Raw genomic sequence first — 26,226 nt, 5'->3', positions numbered from 1 at the left:
TGTTTAGGGTTTATATATGCCCTTTTAAAATAGTTTAATATTCTTAGAAAGGGTAACTTTTAAGGTTCAATTTCTAAATCCAACTCAAAACTTGGTAAATCAGTGGTCTGTTTTTCCCATGGTCGTTTATAAACGATACTGATTTTGGTATTTCCATGCTTAATTGTCTTAAAAGAATACCATTGATTGCCGCCACTACCTGTAATATTAGGTTCGGTAGAATATGGAATATATTTTTCCCCTGTATTTTGAAGTGTCAAGGAATCAAGTTGAACAATTTTCCAGGAATAACCGGTCGTAGGATTTGACTTCAATAGCAGATTGAGGGTATCACCAACTTTTAGTTTGGCTACCTGTCCGGTATGTTCAAGTGTAAAGAGATTTGACATCAATGCGGTATCAGGTAACTCGTTTTTTGAGGAAACATCTGTTTGATATCCATGATTAACCGGTTCAGACTTAGACTTTTTACAGGTATTACAAGCAATGTTTACAATCAGTAGAATAAAAACAAGGCAACAGAATAAAAAAACTGTTTTCATTTATTGCTTTTTAAATTTGGCAAGATAAGAACAATACAATTACCAGTAAATTGACTTATTATTTTACTCCCTTTAGTATTTTGTTATACTGTTCTGTATTGTTTAAAACAGCAATTGCTTTATTGACCACTTCATCGTCATTTAAAGTGGCTTGTACTTTGCCTTTTTGGAAATAATAGCGTGAAACAATTTCTAACTTAAGCAATTCGGTAATTTCAGACTTAAACTTTATTAAATCTTTTTGTTTTTCTTCCTTAATCTTAGATTTCAGACCGTTGATAACTGCTAAAACAGATTCGCTGTATTTTTCATCATTTACACTTTTAAGCAAATTGGTCAGAATTTTTTCGCTTTCAGTTGTATATTCATAATTTTTATCCGCCAAAAACCGGGTAAAATCTTCAAAATCCCGATCTGTTATTCGAAACTTCGTGGGATGTGCAATCGAGTCGTGTTTTTGCCGGTATTGGGTAGCATAATCAAAAATCAGGTAGTTATCCATCAAACTTTTAGTGATGTTAGAAATAGCAGGTTTATCAACAGACAAATCAGGAGCAACACCGCTTCCGTCATATACCGTTCTGCCATTGCGTGTTTTGAAAGCTGTTTTCAAAGAATCGGGAACAGTTGATTTCCCATCAAAATAACGACCTGAATAGTCAATTGCCTGCACGCAACGCCCACTTGGAATATAATATTTTGAGACTGTCAATTTGAGTTTGGCATTATATCCTATATCTTTAGTTTGTTGAACAAGCCCTTTGCCAAAACTTTGTTTGCCGACAATAACTCCTCTGTCTAAATCCTGCAGGGTTCCGGAAACAATTTCTGACGCTGAGGCAGACTTTTCATCAATAAGGATTGCTACCGGTGTATTAGGTGCAAGAGGTTCTAATCTTGTTTTATAATCTTTTTTCCATTCGTCTGTTTTCCCATGTGTTTTTACGACTAATTGCCCAGCCGGTACAAACAAATTGACCATATTGATGGCTTCGTTCAATAACCCTCCACCATTTTGCCGTAAGTCGAGAATAATATTTTTAACTTCTCCTTTCGATTTGAGTTCCTCAATGGCTTTTGCAACTTCAGCACTACAGTTTTGTGTAAATGTTGTATGCCTTACATAAGCGGTATGACCATCGAGCAAATCAAAATGTGAAACGCTGTTACCTTCTTCTTTTTCTCTAATAACAGTAACGGTTGTTTCTTCCACACTGCCCGGTCTAATGTAAGTTAATTTCAGTTCAGAACCGGGTTGTCCTTGTAAAATTTTTTGTACTTCTTCTATGTTGCGATCTTTTGCAGAAGTTCCGTTAATGGCAGTTATTTTATCTCCTGCCATTAACCCTGCTTTATGAGCCGGCTGATTTTGGCTGACAGCAGCAATATATACATAATTGTCGCGAAGCATTAGATCGGCACCTATATTACCTGCAGCACCAGTTTGTTGCATTCTGAACCCTTCAATCTGAGCTTCTGTGATATAATTAGTATAAGGGTCGAGCGTTTTTAGCATTGAATCAATCCCTTTTTTCATCAAACTTGCAGGTTCTATTTTGTCAACATAGTTTTCGTCCAGCTCGCGATATAAATCAGCATAGAGACTCATGTTTTTAGCTACTTCAAAATACTTGCTGTTGTCAAAAAAAGAATAGGAAAAAGTCAGTATTCCCAAAAAAGCTATGACGAGTGCGAAGATTGAAAAGTTAAATTTAGTATTCATGTAAGAACCGCTGTTTTAGAAGGACGATTAATTTGGACTATATGTTAATTAAATAGCTCTAATACAATTACTTGATTTAATTATTTACCTAAAATAGCATTGTATTGATCGGTGTTTTTAAGAATTTCAACAGCTTTTTTCAGGACTATATCGTCTTCGAGTGATTCAATAATATATCCTTTTTGCAAATAGTATCTGGAAACAATTTCGTATTCAAGTAATTGCCGGATTTCTTCTTTATGTTTTTGCAGGTCTTGTTGTTTATCGTGATTTATACCTGCTTCAAGACGATCAATTTCCGGCTTTAGAGCATCATAATACTGCTCTTTGTTAGTAGTTTCCTTTAGATTTTTGAGCAATTGCTCACTGTTGGAGGTATAGTCATATTGCTTGTCGGTCAAAAAGTCAAAAAACTTATTGAGATCAGATTCATTCATCTCAAACTCTTCAGGTAACGGGATTTGAGGGTTATGAGTGCGGTAAAGACTGGCGTAGTCAAAAATGAGGTTTTTATTATACAGACTATTAGAGATATTAGCATATTTGGGCATTTCAATATTAAGGTCCGGGTCAACACCTCCTGCATCATAAACAGATCTCTTATTTTTGGTTTTGTATTCTGTCCTCAGAGAATCCGGCACTTTTTCCAATTTATCGCTGTAACCGCCTGAATAATCCAAGGCTTGAATACCTCTGCCGCTTGGTAAATAGTATTTAGAAGTGGTTAGCTTGATTCTGCTGTTATATCCCATTTGTCTGGTGCTTTGAACTAACCCTTTTCCGAAACTACGATCTCCTAAAATCACTGCCCGGTCTAAATCCTGTAAAGCACCGGAGACAATTTCTGCAGCAGAAGCAGATCCCCGGTCAATCAGGATAGCGATTGGAATTTGGCTATCAATTGGTTGTTTTGTTGTCTTATGGCTTTTATCCCATTCGCGTTTTCTACCTTTGGTACTGACAATTTCAATGTCTTTATCTACAAACAAGTTGGCAACATCAATCGCTTCGTTGAGCAATCCACCCGGATTGTCACGAAGGTCTAAGATAATGGATTGAGCTTTATGCTTTTTTTTAAGTTCGGTTAAAGCATCGGCTACTTCATTGCTGCACTTATCAGTAAAACCGGTGAGCTTGATGTAACCGATGCCGGTATTATCTAACATTCCGAAATAAGGAACATTCTTGATAGTAATTTCTTCGCGGGTCAGTGTTTTTTCAAGGGGTTTGGTTTCTCCCGGACGCTCAATCAGCAACTTGACCTGAGTTTGGGCCTCACCTTTTAAAAGTTTACTCACCTCGTCAGAAGTTTTTCCTTTTGCGGAAACTCCATCAATTTTTACAATTTTATCTCCTGCCCTCAAATCACTTTTAACCGATGGGCTATCTTCATAAGGCTCAACTATAACTACAAAATCACCAGATTTGCGAATAAGAGAACCAATCCCCCCGTATTTCCCTGTTGTTTGTACTTCATAACTGCCCATTTCCTCTTCAGAAATAAACGAGGTGTAGGGGTCTAATGAGCGCATCATGCCTTCAATACCACTTCGGACAAATTTTTGCGGAGAAATCTCATCCACATAAAAAGCATCTAACTCCCGAAAAATTGAAGCAAAAAGCTCGAGGTTTTTTGCAATTTCGAATGAGTTGTTCCTGTATGCAAACGAGACAGATGCAATTCCTACAGTAAGTAACAACAGCAAGGTAAGAAATCGGCTTTTGAGAGTCATATTTGATAACCTTTAAATGGAATGAAAAAGAGTCTTAGAGTGCTAAATCGTTAGTCGCTGTTAAGTAATTGTTGACGGGTTCCATCACTTTTTCGATACAACCATCTTCGAAAGGAGAAAAGAGATTGGCTGAAGAAACCAATTGTAAAAAGGGCTGGCTGCCACCTAATTTGCAAAGGTTAATATAATCGGCCAAAGCTTGTTTATTATCTTCCAAAGATTTTGTCCAAAACTGGAATGCGCAGATTTGAGCCAGTGTGTAATCTATATAATAGAAAGGAGTATGGTAAATATGTGCCTGTTTTTGCCAGAAGCCGCCATTTTCTAAATATTCATTTCCATCATAGTCAAGCCAGGGTTGGTAATTTTTCTCAATTTCACGCCAGGCACGGTTTCTTTGTTCGGGAGTGGCATCGGGATGTTCATAAAGAAAATGTTGAAATTCATCCACAGTTGCACCATAAGGCAGGAATAGTACTGAACCGCTTAAATGTTCGAATTTAAACTTTTCGGTGTCCTGTTGAAAGAATTTATCCATCCATGGCCAAGTGAGAAATTCCATACTCATGGAGTGGATTTCACAAGCTTCGTAAGTTGGCCAACGATATTCAGGCGTTTCTATATCACGGCTCATATACACCTGAAATGCGTGTCCTACTTCATGAGTTAGAACCGTGATGTCATGAGAAGATCCGTTGAAATTGGAAAAAATAAAAGGAGCTTTATAGTTTTCTATATAGGTACAATATCCTCCGGGCACTTTCCCTTTTTTACTGACAAGGTCCATAAGGTTGCTGTTGAGCATGAAGTTGAAAAATTCAGCGGTTTCATGCGACAATTCTTCGTACATCTGTACACCGTTTTCGACAATCCAATCCGGATTTCCTTTAGGGGTGGGATTGCCCGATTTGAACATCATGTTTAAATCATAGTATTTCAATTCGTCAATCTCCAGACGTTTTGCCTGTCTTTTTCGAAGTTCCTTAGCAACAGGAACAATAACATCCAGAATCTGACGGCGATAATCGGCTACCATATAAGGGTTATAGTCAGTTCTTAACATTCGCTTATACCCTAATTGTACAAAGTTTTTAAAACCAAGTCGTTTTGCCATGTCGTTTCTAAGAGCCACGAGTTGGTCGAGTATATGGTCAAAGGCCTGAGCATTGTCTGCAAAAAACTTCCATTTGGCCTCAGATGCATTTTTGCGTATTTCACGATCGGGTGATAGCTCAAAAGCCGCTATATCTGATAGATTTCTTTCTTCGCCCATAAACATAATTTTGGCTGATGCGCGAAGTTTATCGTATTCACTGATTAAGTGATTTTCTTTTTGCAAATCTTCAATGATACTTGGGTGAAAGGTCAGAACTTTAACTTCTGCTATTTCAAAAAGGTGTTTACCCCAACGCTCCTGTAACTGTTTTTTGAATTTTGACTTTAAAAGAGCTTGATAAAACTTTGTTTCAAAACCGGTAAAAATCGGTCGTTGGTCATCAAAAAAGATCTGTTCTTTTTCAAAGTCAGGATTAGTAGCATCTATACTATAACGGATACTCGCTATGTTGACCATAGAGTCAAAATCAGCCCGAAGACGGTTTATTAACTCAATGACTAAATTTTGTTCGGCAACATTTTCAGCGCTTTCAAACTCACTCAACAATCTTTCAAATTCTTTTTCAAAAACATGCATGTCAGGTCGCTCGTACCTGTAGTTTTCAAACTTCATAGTTTTGATTTTTTTGTATAATGAATGGTAAAATATTAGATGTAGTAACCAAACTGCTCTGTTAAAGGTTCTTTTGAGATTAAAGGATTTTGATTGTTTTTATCCTTTCTTAACATTTAGTAACTTTTGTTTTTGATTTAACAATTCAGGGTTTGATTGAGTTTTGTTTTTCGTCAATGATGTCAATGAGTATCGGAACATTGGTTAACTTTACATTTAGTCATCCAATTCTGGTTTAGTTAGTAGAATTGCGGATGGTTTTTATCTGTAAAATAAGATCTTCCAGTGTCTGTTGAGGGTTTAGCCACCAATTGATGGAATAAGTCCTGATAAAATGGTAGCCAAGTCGGTTGAGTTGTTCCTGTCGGTAAATATCATTGAGCGGAGCCTCTTCTAATTGATGCAATCCGCTGTTGTCACATTCCAAAGCAATAGGTGACAGATTGTTTTGAAAAGGAATCAACTCAATATCTATGACAAACCCTCCGGTTCTTGCAAAAGGATTAACTTCGTATCCGGGTAAAACTTCCGATAGTCGCCGGGCAATTTCACCGATAAACAAATCCGACTCACCTGTATGAGTTTGATTTCGACTCATTGTTTCGATGCAATAGCGTTGCAACAAATTTAAAATACTTTGTTTAAATTCATGATTGCCTGTTTCAATGGCTTTTGCATAAGATAAATAAGCATAAAAAATACCTTTACCGGAATTGCCTGATTTTTCTATTTCAGAAATATATTTTGAGTAATATTCAGAAGGTATGGAGGTGCAGATATACACTTTTTGCCGGGCTCGTGTGATGATGACGTTCAACAGTTTATAACCTTTATCCTGATTGATAGGGCCAAAATTTTGAATAAACTGTCCGTCAGGCTTTCTGCCGAAAGTGGTTGAAATTATCATTATATCGCGTTCATCCCCCTGAATATTTTCGAGATTTTTTACAAAAAAACCATTAGCCTCCAATCTTGCAAAATGATTTGCCAGGGATTCATCTTTAAGTTTATGTTGTTCAATAGTTTCAAGGAGCAGGTTGCGCTGATAGATATTAAATGTAGCAACACCAACAGTAGGAAGCTCAGCAATCTGACCGTAACTGGAAGTAGAAGGTACAATTTCGTTGATCAGGATGTGCATGATGGCATCTATTTCCGCCACATTGGTATTTTTATCGTAAATTCCGTTAACCTCTACAAACCGGATGGGTTGATAAGGTTCTGTTACCGGTAAAGTAATGAGTCGGGAACCATAAAAGGCAGCATTTGAAAAAGCAATTAAATCAGGATGTCTCGAACGGTAATGAAAATCTAAAAAAGAGCGGTTAAAACCGATGTCTTCGGCATAAGCCAGAAGAGATTCTTTAACTACAATATCTTGAATTTTCATATCTTCCGGGTCAGGCTCAGCTTCAAAGTCGTCTTCCTGAACACTTTCAGCGGCATCTATGGTAATATTTCTGCCGGTATCAAAATAACTTGTCGGCGGCATCTGATGAGTGTCTCCTGAAACGATTTTATATCGTCCTCTCAAGAGTGCGGTGAATGTTTCTTCAAGTCTTAGCTGACTGGCTTCATCAAAAATAACCACCTCAAAAAGGTTTTCTTTTAAGGGAATGATCGAACTGCAAACCACAGGATTAACCAACAATACCGGAAAATAATCGGTAAACAGTTGGACATCAGTATGAATGATTTTTCGCAAAGGGTTGCGTTGTTGCCCTTTAGTTCCTCTTTTGTTATAAAGTTGTTTGATGTTAAAACCTGCATTGTTGTGGTTAAAACGCCCTTCCGTTTGTCTTTGACGACGTTTCCACTCATTATTTATTTTAATTGCCTGTAAAGCGCGTAAACGTGCAAGGAGTTGTTGATACTGACGTTGATCTTGATCATGACGGGGAATCAGGTTTTGTTCTAAAAACTGAAGTAACCGGTGGAAATACCATTGTTCAAAAACAGGCTGCCATTTGTTGGTATTTAAAAGTATTATTTCTTTGATTAATTGTTGTTCCGGTTCGCTCAAACCAAAGAAGAAGCGTTGCCAGTCATAAAACTCTCTGAAAATGTTTAAATTTTTTAAGACCTGTTCCCAAAGATGTTGAGTTCGGCGTACAATGGAGAGATGAGTATCGGGCAGATCAGATTGTTCAGGCATTTGGTCGTATAAATAACCATCCCGATTATGGGTTTCAGCAAATTGGTTGTAAGAATTTTTGACAAACTCCAAACGAGCTTCCATGTTTAATGCAGGATGCGGCCTGCTATATTTCAAAGTGGCAGTTTCCCGTTCAATTTGATTGGGTAATTGATCGTGCCAGATTTCGAAAAGATCGTGAAACTGCAATAAGTGTTGATGAATCAATTCAATCTTTTCGGGGCGATGAATGTCCTGGTCCGGAAAATGGTATTCAAAATAGGAATGACGGCTAAAATATTGACAGATTTGGGCAAACATTTCAATCGTTACCTGTTGGGCTTGAATTATTTTGCGGTGTTTTTCCGAAACAAGACTTGCCATTTTTACCAACATCTTTCCGGGACCGGCAAGACGATTAAAGTCTTGCCCGTATAATTTCAGGTTTTGTTCAATGTGAATATTTAAATCGTCAGTAAGTCTGAAAAATTGGGCATACACCTCGCGGTAATGTATTTCCAATTGATGAGAATAATCATTGATTAGTGCTTCAATTTGACCCGTCAATGTTTGTAATTGTTCGATAGAGCGGACGGCTGCATTCTGAATTTTAAACTGAAGTTCCCCCACCAGAAAAGTCGAAAATAAAGACGGATGAATTGCGGTCAACGGATGCTGAAGAGTTTGTACCTTATTATATAATAGCTGAGCTGTATTTACAACCTCAACAAGGCGTGTATATCCGGCAGAGGGTTGCTCACTTAGCGGACAAACCAAACTGTTATTGATTATTTTTTCATTAGGTTTAAGTTGGGAATCGGCAATCAGATATTTTCCGCACAAATCTGTCCAGTTCCAGTGATGAAGCAATTTTCTGTCTAAAAAAAGATGAGTCTGACGAATATGGTCTTCCAGTTTTTTCGTGGCAGATAACAATTCAACAAATTCATGTTCTGAAAATTGGGCATAAACCGGATGTTCATCCATAGTATTTCGGACGATATCTATCACCTTACTCCGATCTTTAGAAATATCTTCTATAATAACTGTCAAACCTCCCAACCCAATATCAGAAAGGTTGTTTTGCACAACTTCAAGTGCTGTTCTTTTTTCACAAACTACCAGACATTTGGCATGGTTTGCAAGTGCATTTGAAATAACCGCAGTCAGTGAGCGGCTTTTTCCTGTTCCGGGAGGCCCCTGTATGATTTGTTCATAAGTACGTGTCAGATTGTTGACTACAGCCTGTTGAGAAGGGTCAGTTTTGATGCAAACAAAATTATGTTGCTGAAATGATGTTGGTTTTTGTGTTGGAAAAATGATTGAATTTTGCCCTCCATTTTCCGGAAAAAAATCAAATGGAGTTAAGGTATCTGGATTTTCTTCGGCGTTTGAAATATCTGAGGGATTTTTCTGCTGAAGTGCTATTAGTTGTTCGTAATCGCGAATAATACTCTGTTTTTGGGTCTTGTAGATTCCTAATACCGCAGACCATCGCAAAACAGGTTTTACAAAGTCCATATTTTTCAAAGTATCAGGACCGGGACAAACTGCAATTGTGGCAACGGGATATTCATCACCCGCATTGAGCTGCTTTAACAAATCATTACAAAGGTTAACTATTCCCTGTTCTGTTAACGGATTATCAAAATCGTATTGTGAAGCAAGATTTTGTAGCAATATCCCTTCATCCAATTCAATATGGGAAAGTAAAACCTGATTGAGGTAAACGGCAAAGTCATCGTTGCGCCTGATAATCCACCGAAAGGCATGTGTGCTCGATTTTTCAATTTCTAAGTTCCAGATTAAAACAGGGGCCTTAATAATTTTGGTAGGATCCTGACGGTCTCGTTTAATCAGAAGGGGGTAACCAATTCCAAAAGGTTTTGTTCCATGCTCCAGGTAGTTATCGTTGTTTTCATAAAAAAGAGCATTGATTTTTTTTTGCAGAATTTGCAATTTCTTTTGCTCCTCTTGAGTCAGGGAATAAATTGATTTAGAATTTTCATAATTGAGGGTAAGGCTGAATTTGGGTTGATTAAGCAGATTTTGGATAAGTTTTTCAGCCAGTTTTGGTTGTAAAAGGTCTAAATCAGCGACATCTACACGATTTAGCAAATTACCGGGTAAGGCATTCAAATGTATTGAGCGTCTGTTTCCGGTAGTAAGTTTAGTTTTTAGATATTCGAGCAGCTTTACAGAATACATGGAGGTAGTTTTTTGAAATCGGGGCTAATTTAGCCATCACATTTTTTTGATTCAAACTAAAACATCGTATTATTTCAAATCAGGATAATCATTCTATAATCTTATTCTTTAAATCAACCGAAATGAAGGGTTGGAAATGTGAAAAAACAAGTACGCAAAAAACAAAAACAAATCAAAAATGGCCTAAAACTTTTTAATTAAAAGTACAAAACTAACTTTTAAAGCCTATTGCCTGAATTTATATCAAATAAAACTCAGTTTAACCCCCCAAATCTTGAATTCAAAGAATCAAATCGGACAGAGTTAGAAACGAAGTTCCCTTCACAAAAACAAGCCAAACCCTTTTTTCATCAAAACCAACGAGGCTAAAAAAACGTAAATCTTTTTTCAAATCATAGCAACTGTCATTTTGGCAGAAAATCACCCCTGTCAAGGGCTTATTTTTTGTCAAAACGACGTAGCGAAAGATTTTGACGACATAGAGAAAGATTTTGACGACATAGAGAAAGATTTTGACGACATAGAGAAAGATTTTGACGACATAGAGAAAGATTTTGACGACATAGCGAAAGATTTTGACGACATAGAGAAAGATTTTGACGACATAGAGAAAGATTTTGACGACATAGAGAAAGATTTTGACGACATAGAGAAAGATTTTGACGACATAGAGAAAGATTTTGACGACTTAGAGAAAAGTTTTGACGACATAGCGAAAGATTTTGACGACATAGAGAAAGATTTTGACGACATAGAGAAAGATTTTGACGACATAGCAAGTGTTTTGAACAATAAAAACAAAAAAAGAGGCAGAAAAAAAATAAGCTAAAATCAAGAAGCAACTACAAAAGAAATCCGCGAAAATCTGCGGGAAAAAAAAAGGGAATGTTCAAAAATCCTGGTCCCTTATCTCTGATTTGCCTTGTTAGTCGAAAAGCATAAAATCAAAATGCCAAAAACAAGGTCAAAAATTCTTTCAATAAAAACTTCTGAAACTTCAATTTTAAAATTAAAAATTACAATTTTTAAAAGGAAAAAAGCAATTTAAAAGATTGAAATTAACTTTTAAAAGAAGAAAATTGAGATTGTAGGAAGGGGAAATTCAATTTAATAGATTAAAAAATCAATTGAAAGGAGTAAAAAGCTAATTTTAAAGATTAAAAAGTCAATTTAAAAAGTTTTAATTGCAATTTAAAACTTAAAAATCTCAATTTAAAAGTGCAAAAAGTCAATATTATTTCCTTCAATTGACATTTTTAGAGGTGATTATTCACCAACATCTTCATTTGAAGGCAACTATGTGTGCAAAAAAATAGTTACGATTGAGATATTATAGAATAGCCCCTGTTGTAAGATGTCTTACATCAGGGGCTTAGATTTAAAATATAAACTCAAAATCTGATAAATAAATTAGGAATTAAAGTCTGTACAAATTAGTAAGTACTTTTTTCTAATCAATTTATGAAAAAATGATGCAAGTTGGAAGAAGTTTAAGGTTTCCAACAGTTCGCCACAGTTGTTTTGTCAGATATTTGGCAACAACTGTGGTTTTTTAATTTAAGTTCATGAAAATTAAAGGTTTTAATCTTCCTCCTGTAGTTCGTTCAGGCATTGTTTAAGTTCCTGATAATGTTGCCCGACCATTTTGTTGGTGTACCAACGCATTAGAGGAAAGAAAGCCAAACCCATCATTACACCAACCGCTAAAAGCAAAAGGAAAATTTGCCAGGTTAGTTGATCATGAGAAGTCATGATGTATCCGATAAAAACACCTGCCAAAGGAGCAAACATAGCGATGGTATTGATTGTATTCAACCCTCTGCCAATATAATTAACCAATTTAATTAATGACGTTTTTAGGTCCGCTTTCACGTTAAACACCCGGTTGAGCAAAGAATGAAGGGCTATATTGACAAAAAGTGTAAAAGACCAAACGATTCCAAAAACAAAAAGCAAAAGACTTAGAAGAGGTTTGTTAAATAAAAGCGCATAGATCAGTAAAGTGATGGTAAAAAACGCGAGCAAAGCCATATCAATACTAAGGGCACGACGAATTTTGCCAACAGCAGAATGAGTTCTTTTTTCAAGTGCTTGCCTGATTTGGGCAGCATCGAGTTTGTGCTGTTCTTCCTGAGCTTTGGAAAATTCCTGCCACGCATTTTTTAAGTCATCCAACTCTATCATGAATATTGAGTTTTTGCCAGTTTTCGCAATTTGTCTTTGATTCGGTGGAGTTTAACTCCCACATTTGTTTCGGTAATTCCAACTATTTCAGAAATCTGACGATAGTCATAATCTTCCAGGTAAAGCATGACGATTGCTTTTTCTATTTTGTTGAGTTTGTCAATAGTGGTGTATAAAAATTTTAATCGTTCTTCAAATTCAAAATCAACCGGTTTATCTGCGAGTTGAAGCTCTTCGGGAGAAAGTGGTTGTTTTCCGGTACCACCTTTTCGCGATTGCTGTCTGTACATAGAAATTGCAGTATTGAGGGCAACTCGATAAAGCCAGGTGCTGATTTTAGAATCTCCTTTAAAAGTGGCATAAGATTTCCAAACCTGTAATAAAATTTCCTGAAAAAGGTCTTCCCGGTCAGTTTCGTTCTGACAATAGACACTACATACTTTGTGTATGATTCCTTGGTGAGTGGTGATGAGGTCAAAAAACTCCTTGTCTTTTTCGGGAGTGAGTGGCATCATTTCTGTTGAATGCTTTAACAGGATAAATTTGTCGGTAAAACTGTAAAAAGATTACGAACTTTGCAAATTAAGTGTGATAACAGCCAAAGTAAATCTGATATTTTAGTCTTTGTACTTGCAATTGTTATCAGAATTATGGTTAAAAATACGACCTGTAGTGCTGATTTTTCGTTGTATTATCTGGTTAGCAATTGGTGTACGATTTTTTGTTTATTCAATTTTCAAATGTTGGTATGAAGTATTTTCAACAACTTAGTTCTGTTTTTTATCTGATTTGTTTGTTTTTCATAAGCAATTTCCAAATTTCAGCTCAGTTTAATACAACTTTGCTGAGTAATATTGATTATGAGCAAACTGTCAATGACGTATGGGGATATGTGGCCGATGGGCATGAATATGCACTGCTTGGCACACGAACGGGTACGGCTATTATAGATGTTACCGACCCTGCTACTCCTAATGAATTGTTTTTTGTGCCGGGTCCAAGCAGCCTTTGGAGGGACATGAAGGTTTGGGGGCATTATGCTTATGTAACAAACGAAACAGACAGCGGTCTTCACATCTTTGATCTGCAATACTTGCCGGACTCAATTATAGTGACTAACTGGATGGGCGGGGTATTTCAGGGGGCAACCCTTAATTTGGAATCGGCACACAATATCTTTATTGATGAGAATGGTATCGGTTATGTTTTGGGGAGTAATATAGGAGTTGGCGGAGCTTTGATGATAGATTTAAATTCCGACCCCTTAAACCCACCCATAGTGGGCTTATATAATGAGGAATATTGTCATGACGTTTTTGTTCGGGGCGATACCTTATGGACTGCAGAAATATATGAGGGACAGTTTGCAGTGGTAGATATTACAGACAAAGCAATGCCTGTTATTATGGCCACACATCCAACGCCTTTTGCGTTTACACATAACTGTTGGTTGTCTGAAGATGGGAATACCTTTATCACCACAGACGAAAAGAGCAATGCCCCGATTGGCATATTCGATGTGTCGGATATTTCAGACATTAAAGAATTGGCAGAATACCGCTCAAATCCGGGCAGTGGCGTGATTCCTCACAATACCTTTTTCTACAATAATTTTATAGTTACCTCCTATTACCGAGATGGGGCAAGGATTACTGATGCAACTTTCCCCAATGCGCCTATCGAGGTGGGATATTACGATACATCTCCACTTGCCGGTGATAATTTTAACGGATGTTGGGGAGTTTATCCTTATTTGCCTTCGGGCATTTTACTGGCTTCTGATATGGAAGAGGGCTTATTCGTCATTCAGCCTGAATATACCCAAGCCTGTTACCTGCAAGGAACAATTACCAACGCTCAAACCGGATTGCCTTTACTGGGTGTTCAAATTGGCTTCAATGGAATGCCGGAAACTCAAACCCAAACGGGATTAAACGGAACTTTTCAAACAGGTGTAGCAAACAATGGCGTTTATTCAGTAACCCTGTCATTATATGGATATGAAACTCAGGTAATCGAAGTTGAAATGCAAAACGGCATTATAACTCCATTGTCAATCGCTATGGAACCTATCCCATCATACAACGTAACAATACAGGTTGTCAATTCAGTAACCGGAGAACCGATAAGTAATGCCGAAATATTGTTTATGAATCAATTTGTAAACGAAACAGCTTTTACTGACGCTTCAGGTCAGGCAGTTTTTTTAGCTTATGAACCCGGAACTCATGAAATTTATATTGGTAAATGGGGGTATCGAACGCTAAAGTTAACACCGTTTGTTTCTTTAACAAATAACACATTTACAATTCACTTAACCCCGGGTTATTACGATGACTTTTTCTTTGATTATGGGTGGACTGTTAGTGGAGATGTTACAAGTGGAGCTTGGGAAATGGTAAAACCTATTGGAACAGAGTTTGCAGGACAACCTTCTAATGTCGGAGCTGATGTTACGTCCGATTTTGGGGAAATTTGCTTTGTTACAGGCAACGGAGGCACAGGCATTGTCAATAATGTCAACAACGGAACAACTAATCTAAGGTCTCCTGTTTTTGATTTAAGTGGATACACCAACCCTCAGCTGCGCTATCATAGGTATTTGTCTTTGCAGAATGGGAGTAATGATACTTTATTTATTCAGATTTCTAACGGAATTGAAACTAAGACAATAGAAGCGGTTAAAGATGGCGATCCCTTTGAATACAATTTTCATGAAACTGTAATTAACATCGCTGACCATTTGCAGCCAACTGCAAACATGCAATTACTGGTTTCAATTTCTGATATGCCAACATCAGGGCATGTGGTTGAAGCTGCTTTTGATAAGTTTGAAATAGTAGAAGGAGCACCTCCTTTTGTAAGTTTTACCAACGCCAACAACGCTATGGGCTGTAACTCCATAGAGGTACAGTTTGTTTCTACCTCTACTTCCGGGGCAGCCTTGAATTGGTCGTTTCCGGGCGGAGTTCCATCGGAAAGTACAAGTTCCACCCCTACAGTTACCTACGATTCACCTGGAGAATATAATGTAACGCTGTCAGTAACTAACGAATTTGGTACAGTTTCGGTTACGGTTAACAATTATGTAATGGTTTACCCATCGCCTAATGTTCAAGTTATTATACCCGCTACTACTTGTCAATCTACTGATTTTGAATTGATTGGAGATCCCGACACGCTGATAGACTCTTATGTTTGGCAAGGTAATGGAGTGGTAAATGCAACGGATGTTATAGCAACAGTAAACGTAGAGTTGCCCGGACCACAGACCTACTCCGTGACCGTGACCGATACAAACGGCTGCACGAATACCGAAAGCGTGACCGTTGACATTGGTTCTATGCCGGTATTTACCGCTTCTGCCTCAACCGACACAGTTTGCGTGGGCGGTAGCATTAACTTACAAGCCTTTGAGGGGGAATACAATTATTGGTGGACTGGTGGAAACAATATGTTTACCCCACTTTTACCCAATTTTGGATTTGTCAACACCAACGCGCCTGCAACTGCGGGAAGTTTGCCATATACTGTAACGGGTACCGACCCTACTAACGGATGTACGGCAAGTGCTGATATTTGGGTGGCTGTGATTGACCCAATAACGAGTATCGTAGCGCCGACTTCTGCTTGTTCTGGTGAAGAAATTATGCTTAGTATTTTAGGAGATAGCGCAGGTTCCAACAATTTTGTCTGGACACAAAACGGGATGAACTTACCCGGAAATACCTCAGCGATAACTGCCGCTTTTACAGAAGATGCTACAATTGCAGTTCAGATTACAACTGCAGGTTGTACGGATATGGCGGAAGCTAACCTTAGTATTTTACCTGTTCCTGAAGCTGAAGCAATCGCAACAGGGCTTTTTATAGATACTTATTTAGAAGGAGAAGCTTGTTGGGGAGTTCCTTTTGAACTTCAATGCAATATACCTTTAGGTACCGGACCAGTTACGGTTTTATGGGAAGGTCCCGGAGTGGAAAACCCTGATGAATTAATTACTTTCGCAACGGTAGAAGGAGAAGGGGAAGATACGTTGATTTATCAATTAACTGTTACTGATGAAATTGGTTGCCAAAACATTATCGTTATTCCGGTTGTCATGAATCCAGGTTCATCTTGTATATTGGGTGTTAACCAGCCTGTTTCAAACCCAATTGTTACAGTATCACCAAATCCGTCAGAAAATGGGATTTTCGTAATTCAAGCTGAACATTTATTGCCATTTGGCGAAGTTAGGATAGAAGTTTTTAACTCAATTGGACAATTAATATGGCTCCGGGAAATTGAACATAACTATACCAAACTTCAACAAGAGATACAGCTATCCGAATATTCACCGGGCATTTATCTGGTTCGACTAAGAACAGCCGGAAACCAATTTAGCAACAAAATAATCATTCGATAATTTTTGCCAACCATCATTTGAAATGCTAAAACCTGTACTCATAATTGCCGAAGCCGGAGTGAATCATAATGGCAATTTAGATATGGCTTTGGAATTGATTGATGTTGCATCTGAAGCAAAAGCAGATTTTGTGAAGTTTCAGACTTTTAAAACTGAACAATTGGTCAGTAAAAAGGCAATAAAAGCAGCATATCAGAAAACAAATACAGGAGATCGTGATGAAACCCAAATGGATATGATCAAAAGGTTGGAACTAAGCCGGCAAGATCATGAAAAACTGATTGCTCATTGCAAATTTAGAAATATTGGTTTTTTGTCAACTGCTTTCGACCTCGAAAGTATAGAATTGCTAAAAGAATTAGGCCAGAATCTGTTTAAAATTCCATCAGGCGAAATAACCAATTTACCCTATCTGCGTAAAATAGCGGACACTGCCGAAGAAATTATACTTTCTACTGGTATGGCAACTTTGGGCGAAATTGAAGCCGCAATTGATGTTCTATTGGCAAAAGGTAAACTTCGGTCAGAAATCATGTTATTGCATTGTAATACAGAATATCCAACGCCAATGAAGGATGTCAATTTAAATGTAATTCAGACACTTCATCGGGCATTTGGTGTTAAAGTAGGCTATTCAGATCACACTTTGGGAATAGAAGTTCCGATTGCTGCCGTTGCAATTGGGGCTGTTTGTATAGAAAAACATTTTACCCTTTCCAGAAAATTATCGGGTCCTGATCATCCTGCTTCGCTCGAACCATCCGAATTGGTAGCTATGGTTCAGGCTATCCGGAATATTGAACTGGCCTTAGGTCATGGAATTAAACATCCTACCGAATCAGAAAGAAAAAATATAGAGGTTGCCCGCAAAAGTATTCATATCAATAAACCATTAAAAGCCGGACATTTATTGAAGGAAGCTGACTTGGTGATGAAACGACCGGGAAATGGAATATCACCTATGGATATGGATAAAGTAATAGGCATGAAGTTGAAATCAGATGTGCCAGAAGAACATTTGTTAAAATGGATAGATTTGTTTGGGTAATCAAATTAAACTTGCCTTGTTTGTTGACATCTTAGATTTTCAACATTGTACTATTTTTTAACGAAATTAGTTAATGTTTGTATCTTGCGAACTATTGACAAGCACACCGAATTTTAACAACCACTGTATTATGTTGATGAATCTGAACAAAACTTACGAATTTAACCCGGACACCGATTTGTTAGGAACAGGAGGATTTGGCAAAGTTTACAAAGCAATTGATAAGAATTTAGGAATGGTTGTTGCATTAAAAAAATATAGTGGTAGCCTGCCTTCTAAATACAGCCTTTTTGAAGAGATTAAACGTGCGATAAAGCTAAATCACCCCAATTTGGTTCGATATTTTGATGCTTTTGAACTACAGGAATCGGCAACTTTTGGCGATACAATACAGGTTGGAGTCCTAGAGTTTGTGAACGGTGGTGATTTGAGCAAATTATTAAGAAAGAAACCCGATATTCAGACATTGACAGGCATTTTGGTTGGCATTATGCATGGATTAAGGTACTTACATTCCAAAGGGATTATACATCGTGATCTGAAACCAGAGAATATATTGATTCAATCGGATACTGACGGTCTAACTCCAAAAATTGCCGATTTTGGAATCAGTAAAACTATCAACGACAGTTCAACAGGGGGCTCATCTTTAGTTATAGGTTCTATAGAATATATGGCCCCTGAACAATTTAATCTGACTAAGTTTGGAATTAACGGACAATTGCATACTAACCTCGATTTGTGGTCACTTGGTGCAATTATTTACGAGTGTTTTACAGGTACAGCTCCATTTGGCAAAACACAACAAGGAATGTCACGGGATGAAGTGATGCGGAATATTTTTGACAAAGAGCCGGTTGATCTTGAAAAAATCCCATTGCCTTTTAGAAGGGTGGTTGCAAGATGTTTGGTACGAAGTGCAGGACAAAGAGCGCAGTCTGTTGATGAATTGCTCGAAATACTTTATGACAATGAAGATGTAAGGATAGTTGCTGCACAAACCATGCTTGGTTCAGGAACAGCAGTTTTGGATAATGGTTCCTCAAAGGGTAAACTTACTCAACAAATAGCAGGCTATTTTAAATCAGAAGGTTTAGGAAGTAGTAGTAACCAGGCATCAGGAAAATCTTCCAAAGTTTCGCCTTCAACACCCGGATTTTCTCTTATATATTTTCTATCGTTTTTTATTCCTGTATTTACAGCATTGTTTGGTTATCTGTTCTCAGATAACAATTATTCTCTTTTTGGCGGAATTTATTCTACCGGTAATTATCTGATTTATCCGGCAGTATTTTGCCTCATCATGTCAGCCTGTAATATAGCTGCACTCATCATCAGAAAGTTCAAAGCTTTTGAGTTGCCAATCTATGCTGCTTCTTTTTTAGTATTGGCTTTTTATATTGGCAAAAGCATTCTAACCTGGCAGTTTGATGTTCCGGGTTATCGGTTTAATTTTGCAGCCCATGATTTTGCAACTTTTTATCCTATGTTTTCTGCGGTAGTTATGGTGGTCGCCTTATTGCTGACAGCTTTGATTTGGAAGAGAAAATAGTTAAAGGTTAATAGAACTGTTATATTAATTTGGACAAATGAATTCTGTTATTCCGCATTGGTTTGAGTAACAGAAATTGTACCTGTATCATCTGAACTCCATAAAACAGTAACATTATTTGTGCCTTGGCCTGAAACAATGATTCCTCCCGAAACTATCCAGAAATAAGTTGCTCCTTCAACTTCAGCCACTGAATAAACCGCGGTATTACCTGAACAAACTTGACTGTTGCCATCAATAGAAACCGTAAATGAATTGCAACAGTCAGGGCTGAGAAACTTAGATAACAACCTAACATAAGCAGCATTTACATAAATCGAGTTTTCTGTAATTTCCCATGAATTTTGTGGCCAGCTTGTGTTCCAGTCTTTGTACGATTTTTGTATGGGTTGGTTTTGAGGAGGTACTATAGTGCCCCCATAAGATCCATCGGGTTGATAAGTAGGGTTTGCACCTCCCGGCATAAAACCGGGAGCAGGACCATAAAGTGAGACTCCAACTCTGTCCCATAGTGGGCTTCCATCAGTAAACCAACTATTGTAAAACTCATTGATAGAGTTTTCAGCACCAAATTCTCCCATATTACTTAAGTAAACAAAGCACGTTGGGTTAATTCCGTGCAGGTAATGAACAAATCCGGAGGCAGCATTTTTGTAATTGGTAGTATTAATGGCATTTAAGCCATAAATATTCATAGAAGTGAACATGCTTCCTTGTTGGGATTTAAACTGATTATTACCCCAAGTGTAGTTGTTGTTAGCCATATAAGCTCGATATGCATCTGATTGATTGAGAAAAGATGGCAGGTTATCGCCATTACTACTGCTAATGCTGTTGGAGTAAGTATTTCGTATATTATTGACAACGGAAGTGGTAGCATTATTTGCCCTTCCATAAAACAATAACCCATCTTGATAAGGTGTTTCAAATGGATATGCGTAGCTCCATTGCATCAAATGAATTTCCTGATAATTTGAATCAAAAAAACTCTTGTAAACTGTATTTGCAGTTAATACATATAAATAAGAGGCTGCACAAACTTTTTTTGCCAGTCTTCCATAATCATCGTCTTCCGCAGCAACATTTTGAAAGCCTGAATTGCTAAAAAGAACAGAAGGATTAGCTGATGCCCAGTTCCATGCATTGATTGAAGCTGCTTCCAGCGTATTGGAATATTCAGTTGCGGATGAAATACCTAACGAACGAAACGCATTGCCGGCTAATGCAAACATTGCAGCTCCGGTTAATGTGGCAGAAGTAGAAGCTGCACCATAACGACGAAAAGCCGAATCGTTACTTGGAGGGCTTGCAGCACTAAAGTCAGTAACAGAAACTTTATGCAACAACGAGCCATTGGATTGCTGCATTTTTAACAACCAATCCAGTTCCCATTTCACTTCATCCAGAATGTCGGGTATTCCATTTCCCGACTCAGGAATATCATAATTGTCTTTCCATACTTCGGGATTTTCAATATATCCTAACAATAGATCTGTAAGCGTAGAAAAAGTAAAATTTACATACTTGTTGTAGTCTCCGGCATCATGCCAGCCTCCCGATAGGTTTTGTGAGGTGCTTGCAGAAGTATTACTGATATACCTGCAATCTAAATCCTGCTGCGCTCCTATATGACAACCAAGTGCATCTTGCCAGTTTGAATGAGCAAAAGGAACTGTTTTTGGTGTACCACAACGTTGGTAAAAAAAACTTCGTACAGATTGTTTTAAAACTTCGGAATACACACAATCTCCAACCTCAAACACATAAGAACGCACATCATTGTTCATGTCATAAACATAATAAAATCCCGGAGTGGTTAGGTCTGAAAAGTCATACCACCAGACTTTATCTCCCGATTGAGCATGAGTCGTTCCTGAATTCCAAGCAGTAATAATGCCTGAATGTACAACGGAGTTGTCGCTAAATCTTCGTACCTGATAAGTTGTAGAGGGTATAAATGGAGTGGTAACATTATAACCAATCTGAGGATTAGAAATGACCGCAATTTTTTGTGCACCGGTTACATAGCCGAATTGATCAACTTTAATCCGGTTGTCCACCGACATTGAATACGACCAGGAATATAAAGTTGCGATGAAGATTGTAATTATTAACTTGAATTTCATATTGAACAGAGTTATTCAAAGTTCCAAGTTAAAAACAATTTTAAAATCTATTCTTCGGATATGACTATTTTTCTAAGAAACGTTTTTTAGGCTGGAATAAAATGTAGCTATAAAAATTGAAAAATCAAAATTTTTAAGGTTCAAACTGCGTGATACTTACTGAAGCATTCGTGGCAGGAACGTTCCATTGTATTTCAATAGTGTTTGTATAAGGAGGCGAGTTGAGAATTGTTCCGCCTGTCACGGTCCAATAATAAATTGTTCCTGCAGGTCCCACAGGTACTGAATAAAATGAAGTATTGTTGCCACAAACTTCAGTACTACCTGTAATATTAGGAGTAAACGAACAATAAACCAAATCGAGATTACCATCTTGGTCAAAAGGATTTGACCATTTTTGATCGGTATAAATATTTACACCGGTTAAGGTTCTTAAAAACTGAATCAGTGCTGCTTGTTCACCCGGAGTTAGTTGCAGGTTTCCACCAGGACCCGCAAGTCTTGGATCTAAATTATTATTGCCAGGCGTTAATGGAATTAGATTATAATGATTGATTATGGCTTGTAAATTCTGAAAGTTTCCATTGTGCATCATAGGTCCGTTAGGTGTTCCATTAGGATTGACTAAATCTCTTAGGGAAGGAGCACGGGTGTTGGTTAAATCGAGAATTAAAGGATTTGCAGCAGTAGCCAGAACACCATTATTCAATGAATTAGGGTCAATATCAAATTCCGGAGCTTGATGACAACCCTGACATCCGGCTCCTGCAGGAGGAGGAGCAAGGAATATTGCTTTACCGTTGTTTTCCTGTGGAGTAAAATTTGGAAAAGGAGCACCAAGATTTCCTGTAGCAGCTAAACCCGCATCAAATCGCGAATCGAAAGACTGAATACTTCTGATAAATTGTGCCAATGCTTTTTGCATCCTGTCTTCAGTTATCTGTGGTGTTCCAAAAGCCATTGTAAACAAAACGTGGTAATACGGGATAGATTCCAGCTTTCGAATCAAGGAATCTAAATCAGGTTGACCTTCAGTACCGCTAAATCCCATTTCAACATGATCCTGAATTGGTTGAGTGGTTTGTTGTTCCAAAGATTCGGCTCTTTCGTCCCAGAAAAACTTAGGTTCAATGCCAAATCTTGAATTCACCAATCTCATGGTATGTCTGCCGGTTAAACCTCCATTTAACCCCACACTAAGCCGGGCAGTGTCTCCAAAAGCGAATTGCTGTTTATGACAACTGGCACATGCTATTGTATTGTTTGAAGAAAGATTTTTATCATAAAATAAGACTCTTCCAAGTGTTGCTCCTAAATTGGTAAGTTCATTGTTGGGAGGCATGTTGTCTTTAACAATATAAGAGGGTATAGATTGAGCAGCATAATTTTCTGGATTCGTCAGGTTGATGGTAGCAGCTGTTAATGATACAAACAAGACAGACAGTAACAACAATTTTTTCATAATCTAATTTAGTTTTTGATAAAAACATTTTCAAAACAAAAGCTTCATAAAAGTCCATTTCTTTTGAAATTGTTAAAAAGTGTCAATAAAACTTAGACCATCTAATAGCCTTTCCTATTCCAAAAGCATTAGATTTTTAGTAGAGTTTGAACAATGGTTTAATAAAAACACTGTAAAATTGGTAAGCTATCATCATTTATAGTGTGTTTATGTTGGTTTTTTCATGTTTTTCAGGTAAAAATTTTTTCTGTTTTTAAAAAATCTCTACATTGATACAACTTTTTTTACACACACTTCTAAAATACTGAGCTAATGAAAAAACATTTACTTTTTGTTATATGGTGGCTTTTTACATGTTACCAAATTGTTGCACAACCGTTTTACTATAATCCCGATGTTACAAATTTTATCACGACATACGGCTGCAATAATTGTCATGGGGGTACAAGCGGGTTCTTTATCACTACCTATGATGGAATATTGGCCGGAGGAAATGATTGCGGAAACACGATAGTTCCCTTCAATGCCGATGCAAGTCCAATAATCTGGCAAATTGACCCCAATGTCGAAAATTGTCCCGGCAAGCCCGATATGCCATTTGGAGGGCCAATTGTAAGCCCGGAAGATGTGGCAATTATAAGAGAATGGATCAATACCGGTGCGTTGGAAAGTTCTGCTTCAGCTTGTGCAGATTTAGTATTTTCTTCTTATATTGAAGGTACATCTTTCAACAAATGCCTTGAAATTTTCAACGGAACCGGTGGAAACATCAGCTTAGATGGATATGCAATTCATATTTACAACAATGGCAACATAACCCCAAATGAAACCATTAACCTCAGCGGAGTTCTGGAGGCAGAGGGATACTTTTTGGTATGCCATACTGATTTTGCATTACCAGGGCTAACACCTGATCTTTTATCTACTCAAATGCTTTATAATGGCAACGATGCAATTGCGCTTTTTAATGGAACTAACAATGTGGATGTCATCGGTCAGATTGGTGTAGATCCGGGGGATAGCTGGATTAGCAATGAATGCTCGACCGAAAACATGACGTTGGTTAAAATAGATAATGGAACAGATTGTAAATACGCTCCCTTTTCAGGTACTACTGATTTTACTCCAATTTTAGGAGCATTTTACCAATGTTTTTCGGAAGATGATCCTTCCGGTTTAAATACTTATACACCGGTTGTTGAATGCCCCGATATTGATCCACCTTTGGTTTCAGATTCTCAATTTTGTATAGGTGGAAGTTTACCTGTTATTGATGCCACTGTTTTTGACGAAAATCTGACCGTTAACTGGTTTAATGAACAAGGAGATTTGATAGGGACGGGATTAAGCATCGAAATTCCAGAATCCGGATTATTTTCTGCTATAGCCATAGATCTTGATGCTTGTGAAAGTGATCCTGCTTTTTTTACTATAACAGGTATTGAGCCTCCCTCTATTTTGAGTTCAAGTGTAACATGTTCACCTGATGGACTGACATACAATGTTGTTTTTAATTGTGAAACTCCTGGTGGAGGAGAGATTTTTTTTAATTCAGTTGCCGGATTTGAAGTATTTCCATTGGGCGAAAATTCATTTGCTATGAACGATATTCTTTCAGGTACAACAGATATAATTGTAATGACTGATGAAAATGGATGCTCCTCTCACTTTGAATACAATTACATTTGCGATTTGCCTGCCGAGTGTCCGGAATTAACTCCTGCAAGTCCTACGGATATGTTGTTATGTCCGGGTACGGGCGAGATTCTAACACTTAAAGTAGATATTCTAAATGCACTGCCAGATGATGTACTTTGGTCAACAGGCGAAACCGGAATAGGAATTGATGTTACCGGTTTAACTTCAGATAATTGCGACGGCACTTTTTATACCTATACAGCATCTATTGCAGCTACTGCAGATTGTCCGGAAGTGAATGTAACATTTACCGTGTTTGTTTTGCCGGATGTAAATCTTGGGGCTGCTTTAGAATATAACGAACTTTCCTGCACCGTTTCTTTAGTTGGATATTGCGAGCAGTTTTTTGTTGAATACTCTTTAAACGGTGGAGAAAATGTTGTCGGGAATACTTATGCTCTTGAAATTGGAGAAACTGCTGAACTCGTTTTTGTCCTTTATGATCCCACAGATTTATGCCCAAATGAGCCTTATACATTCAGCGGAAGTTTTACCTGCGAAGAAATGCCGGTTGCTAATTTGGGTGGGGCTATCTGGAACGATGAAACTGCAGATGGAATTTATGATGAGCTTAATGAAGCCGGAGTAGAAGGAGTTTTAGTTACTCTTTTCAATGCCGGTACCGGAGAAATGGCTGCTTCAACTTATACCAATGAATATGGTTTTTATTATTTTGACTTTATTCCTCCAGGAGATTATTATATTGAAATCAATGTTTTAACAATACCCGAAGGATTTGAAATCACCGGAGGAGTAAACGAGTTTGGTCAATCTGCTACCGTTACTTTGGGTGATGGTGAGAGTTTTAGCATTTTAGTACCCTTAATGGAAATTTTTGTTGATCCTTGCGATCTGCAAGAACCCATAGTTATTAACACACAGGAAATTAACTATTGTTCCACTTCAACATATATCGTCAGGCTGATGGTTAGCGGAGGTAATATGAATGAAGATTATGCGGTTACTTTTAATGATACGGTTTTCTTAGCTTTAGCATCAAATGTAGTTGTAGAATTGGGGCCTTTCGATATAGGGATTGGCTATAGCATTCTTGTAACAGATGCAACCGGATGTATTGAAGGGTTATCAGGTTTTCCTATTTGTACGGTGCCTGTAAGCCTTGTATCATTTACAGGTACAATTCAACCCGATGGCAACATGTTGAGATGGATGACAGCTACTGAAACTAATAATCAACATTTTGTTTTACAACATTCAACAGACGGCATACAATTTCTGAATATTACTCAAATAGAAGGGGCAGGAAATAGCAGTACTGCTATGTCATATAGTTATCTTGATAAACAAGCACCTTTAGGTTTACAATATTACCGGTTGATACAGGTTAATTTTGATGGCAGCAGTCAAATTTTAGGAATTGTGTCTTTGACACGCAACAACGAACAATTTGAAATCATAAGCATCTTGCCCGTTCCGGTTAACTATACACTTGATATTAAGCTATATGCTTTTGCAGATGGATTAACTTTAGTAAACCTTTACGATATAACAGGGAAAAATGTATTTACATCTAAAACTGAACTACAGGCTGGGCTTAATGATTTGATGTTTGATGTGAGCAATCTTCCTGAGGGCATATATCTCATTAGCTTGCAAACTGACAATGTTCAACAAACCTTTAAAATACTGAAACAATAATAGTTATTGTCATTTTGTCA

Annotated in this window: 14 protein-coding genes; 5 read left to right on the top strand and 9 right to left on the bottom strand. The window is 37.5% G+C overall.

The window, feature by feature from the left end; genetic code table 11:
* Positions 1-59 precede the first annotated feature (59 nt).
* The 5 genes from IPM47_15810 to IPM47_15790 all read right to left on the bottom strand — a co-directional run bounded on the left by IPM47_15810 (position 60) and on the right by IPM47_15790 (position 10,069).
* Positions 60-542: a protease inhibitor I42 family protein gene (locus IPM47_15810; protein QQS28310.1), complete on the bottom strand. Its 483-nt coding sequence runs from the start codon at positions 540-542 to the stop codon at positions 60-62.
* Positions 543-600: 58 nt separating this feature from the next.
* Entirely contained in the window at positions 601-2,265 is a 1,665-nt protein-coding gene (locus IPM47_15805) for a S41 family peptidase (GenBank protein QQS28309.1), read from the bottom strand.
* 80 nt (positions 2,266-2,345) lie between these two features.
* The gene (locus IPM47_15800; protein QQS28308.1) at positions 2,346-3,998 is read right to left on the bottom strand and encodes a S41 family peptidase; all 1,653 of its coding nucleotides are present in this window, start codon (positions 3,996-3,998) and stop codon (positions 2,346-2,348) included.
* Between the two features lie 34 nt (positions 3,999-4,032).
* Entirely contained in the window at positions 4,033-5,727 is a 1,695-nt protein-coding gene (locus IPM47_15795) for a M3 family oligoendopeptidase (protein ID QQS28307.1), read from the bottom strand.
* 235 nt (positions 5,728-5,962) lie between these two features.
* Positions 5,963-10,069, bottom strand: a complete 4,107-nt coding sequence (locus tag IPM47_15790; protein ID QQS28306.1) for a hypothetical protein — start codon at positions 10,067-10,069, stop codon at positions 5,963-5,965.
* Positions 10,070-10,478: 409 nt separating this feature from the next.
* Between IPM47_15790 and IPM47_15785 the strand changes: the two genes are divergently transcribed.
* Positions 10,479-10,898, top strand: a complete 420-nt coding sequence (locus tag IPM47_15785) for a DNA primase (protein ID QQS28305.1) — start codon at positions 10,479-10,481, stop codon at positions 10,896-10,898.
* A gap of 752 nt (positions 10,899-11,650) precedes the next feature.
* Here the strand turns inward: IPM47_15785 and IPM47_15780 are convergent.
* Together IPM47_15780 and IPM47_15775 are read right to left on the bottom strand one after the other, a co-directional pair.
* A complete protein-coding gene (locus tag IPM47_15780) occupies positions 11,651-12,253 on the bottom strand; it encodes a hypothetical protein (GenBank protein ID QQS28304.1) in 603 nt (200 codons plus the stop codon).
* On the bottom strand, positions 12,250-12,765 hold the full coding sequence (locus tag IPM47_15775; GenBank protein ID QQS31503.1) for an RNA polymerase sigma factor: 516 nt from the start codon (positions 12,763-12,765) through the stop codon (positions 12,250-12,252). Before IPM47_15775 ends, IPM47_15780 begins: the two co-directional genes overlap by 4 nt.
* Before the next feature lie 236 nt (positions 12,766-13,001).
* Between IPM47_15775 and IPM47_15770 the strand changes: the two genes are divergently transcribed.
* From IPM47_15770 to IPM47_15760, 3 genes are all read left to right on the top strand, one after another.
* Positions 13,002-16,661 carry a choice-of-anchor B family protein gene (locus tag IPM47_15770; GenBank protein ID QQS28303.1) on the top strand — a complete coding sequence of 1,220 codons (3,660 nt, stop codon included), beginning with the start codon at positions 13,002-13,004 and terminating at the stop codon, positions 16,659-16,661.
* Positions 16,662-16,683: 22 nt separating this feature from the next.
* Positions 16,684-17,709: an N-acetylneuraminate synthase gene (gene neuB / locus IPM47_15765; protein ID QQS28302.1), complete on the top strand. Its 1,026-nt coding sequence runs from the start codon at positions 16,684-16,686 to the stop codon at positions 17,707-17,709.
* A 136-nt stretch (positions 17,710-17,845) separates the two neighbouring features.
* A complete protein-coding gene (locus IPM47_15760) occupies positions 17,846-19,261 on the top strand; it encodes a serine/threonine protein kinase (GenBank protein ID QQS28301.1) in 1,416 nt (471 codons plus the stop codon).
* Between the two features lie 47 nt (positions 19,262-19,308).
* Here the strand turns inward: IPM47_15760 and IPM47_15755 are convergent, their stop codons facing one another.
* Together IPM47_15755 and IPM47_15750 are read right to left on the bottom strand one after the other, a co-directional pair.
* On the bottom strand, positions 19,309-21,387 hold the full coding sequence (locus IPM47_15755) for a glycoside hydrolase family 9 protein (GenBank protein ID QQS28300.1): 2,079 nt from the start codon (positions 21,385-21,387) through the stop codon (positions 19,309-19,311).
* 133 nt (positions 21,388-21,520) lie between these two features.
* Positions 21,521-22,849 (bottom strand): cytochrome-c peroxidase, encoded by a 1,329-nt coding sequence (locus IPM47_15750; protein ID QQS28299.1) that lies wholly within the window; start codon positions 22,847-22,849, stop codon positions 21,521-21,523.
* Positions 22,850-23,161: 312 nt separating this feature from the next.
* Between IPM47_15750 and IPM47_15745 the strand changes: the two genes are divergently transcribed.
* Complete coding sequence (locus tag IPM47_15745; protein QQS28298.1) at positions 23,162-26,206, top strand: lamin tail domain-containing protein; 3,045 nt, start codon at positions 23,162-23,164, stop codon at positions 26,204-26,206.
* Positions 26,207-26,226: the final 20 nt, after the last annotated feature.

Source organism: Sphingobacteriales bacterium (assembly GCA_016700115.1).
Lineage (GTDB): Bacteria > Bacteroidota > Bacteroidia > Chitinophagales > UBA2359 > UBA2359.
This window is presented reverse-complemented; position numbering and strand designations above follow the sequence as displayed.

Excerpts from the sequence above, each read along its gene's own strand:
- IPM47_15810 (QQS28310.1), bottom strand. The coding sequence starts at position 542 with ATGAAAACAGTTTTTTTATTCTGTTGCCTTGTTTTTATTCTACTGATT.
- IPM47_15805 (QQS28309.1), bottom strand. The coding sequence starts at position 2,265 with ATGAATACTAAATTTAACTTTTCAATCTTCGCACTCGTCATAGCTTTT.
- IPM47_15800 (QQS28308.1), bottom strand. The coding sequence starts at position 3,998 with ATGACTCTCAAAAGCCGATTTCTTACCTTGCTGTTGTTACTTACTGTA.
- IPM47_15795 (QQS28307.1), bottom strand. The coding sequence starts at position 5,727 with ATGAAGTTTGAAAACTACAGGTACGAGCGACCTGACATGCATGTTTTT.
- IPM47_15790 (QQS28306.1), bottom strand. The coding sequence starts at position 10,069 with ATGTATTCTGTAAAGCTGCTCGAATATCTAAAAACTAAACTTACTACC.
- IPM47_15780 (QQS28304.1), bottom strand. The coding sequence starts at position 12,253 with ATGATAGAGTTGGATGACTTAAAAAATGCGTGGCAGGAATTTTCCAAA.
- IPM47_15775 (QQS31503.1), bottom strand. The coding sequence starts at position 12,765 with ATGCCACTCACTCCCGAAAAAGACAAGGAGTTTTTTGACCTCATCACC.
- IPM47_15770 (QQS28303.1), top strand. The coding sequence starts at position 13,002 with ATGAAGTATTTTCAACAACTTAGTTCTGTTTTTTATCTGATTTGTTTG.
- neuB (QQS28302.1), top strand. The coding sequence starts at position 16,684 with ATGCTAAAACCTGTACTCATAATTGCCGAAGCCGGAGTGAATCATAAT.
- IPM47_15760 (QQS28301.1), top strand. The coding sequence starts at position 17,846 with ATGAATCTGAACAAAACTTACGAATTTAACCCGGACACCGATTTGTTA.
- IPM47_15755 (QQS28300.1), bottom strand. The coding sequence starts at position 21,387 with ATGAAATTCAAGTTAATAATTACAATCTTCATCGCAACTTTATATTCC.
- IPM47_15750 (QQS28299.1), bottom strand. The coding sequence starts at position 22,849 with ATGAAAAAATTGTTGTTACTGTCTGTCTTGTTTGTATCATTAACAGCT.
- IPM47_15745 (QQS28298.1), top strand. The coding sequence starts at position 23,162 with ATGAAAAAACATTTACTTTTTGTTATATGGTGGCTTTTTACATGTTAC.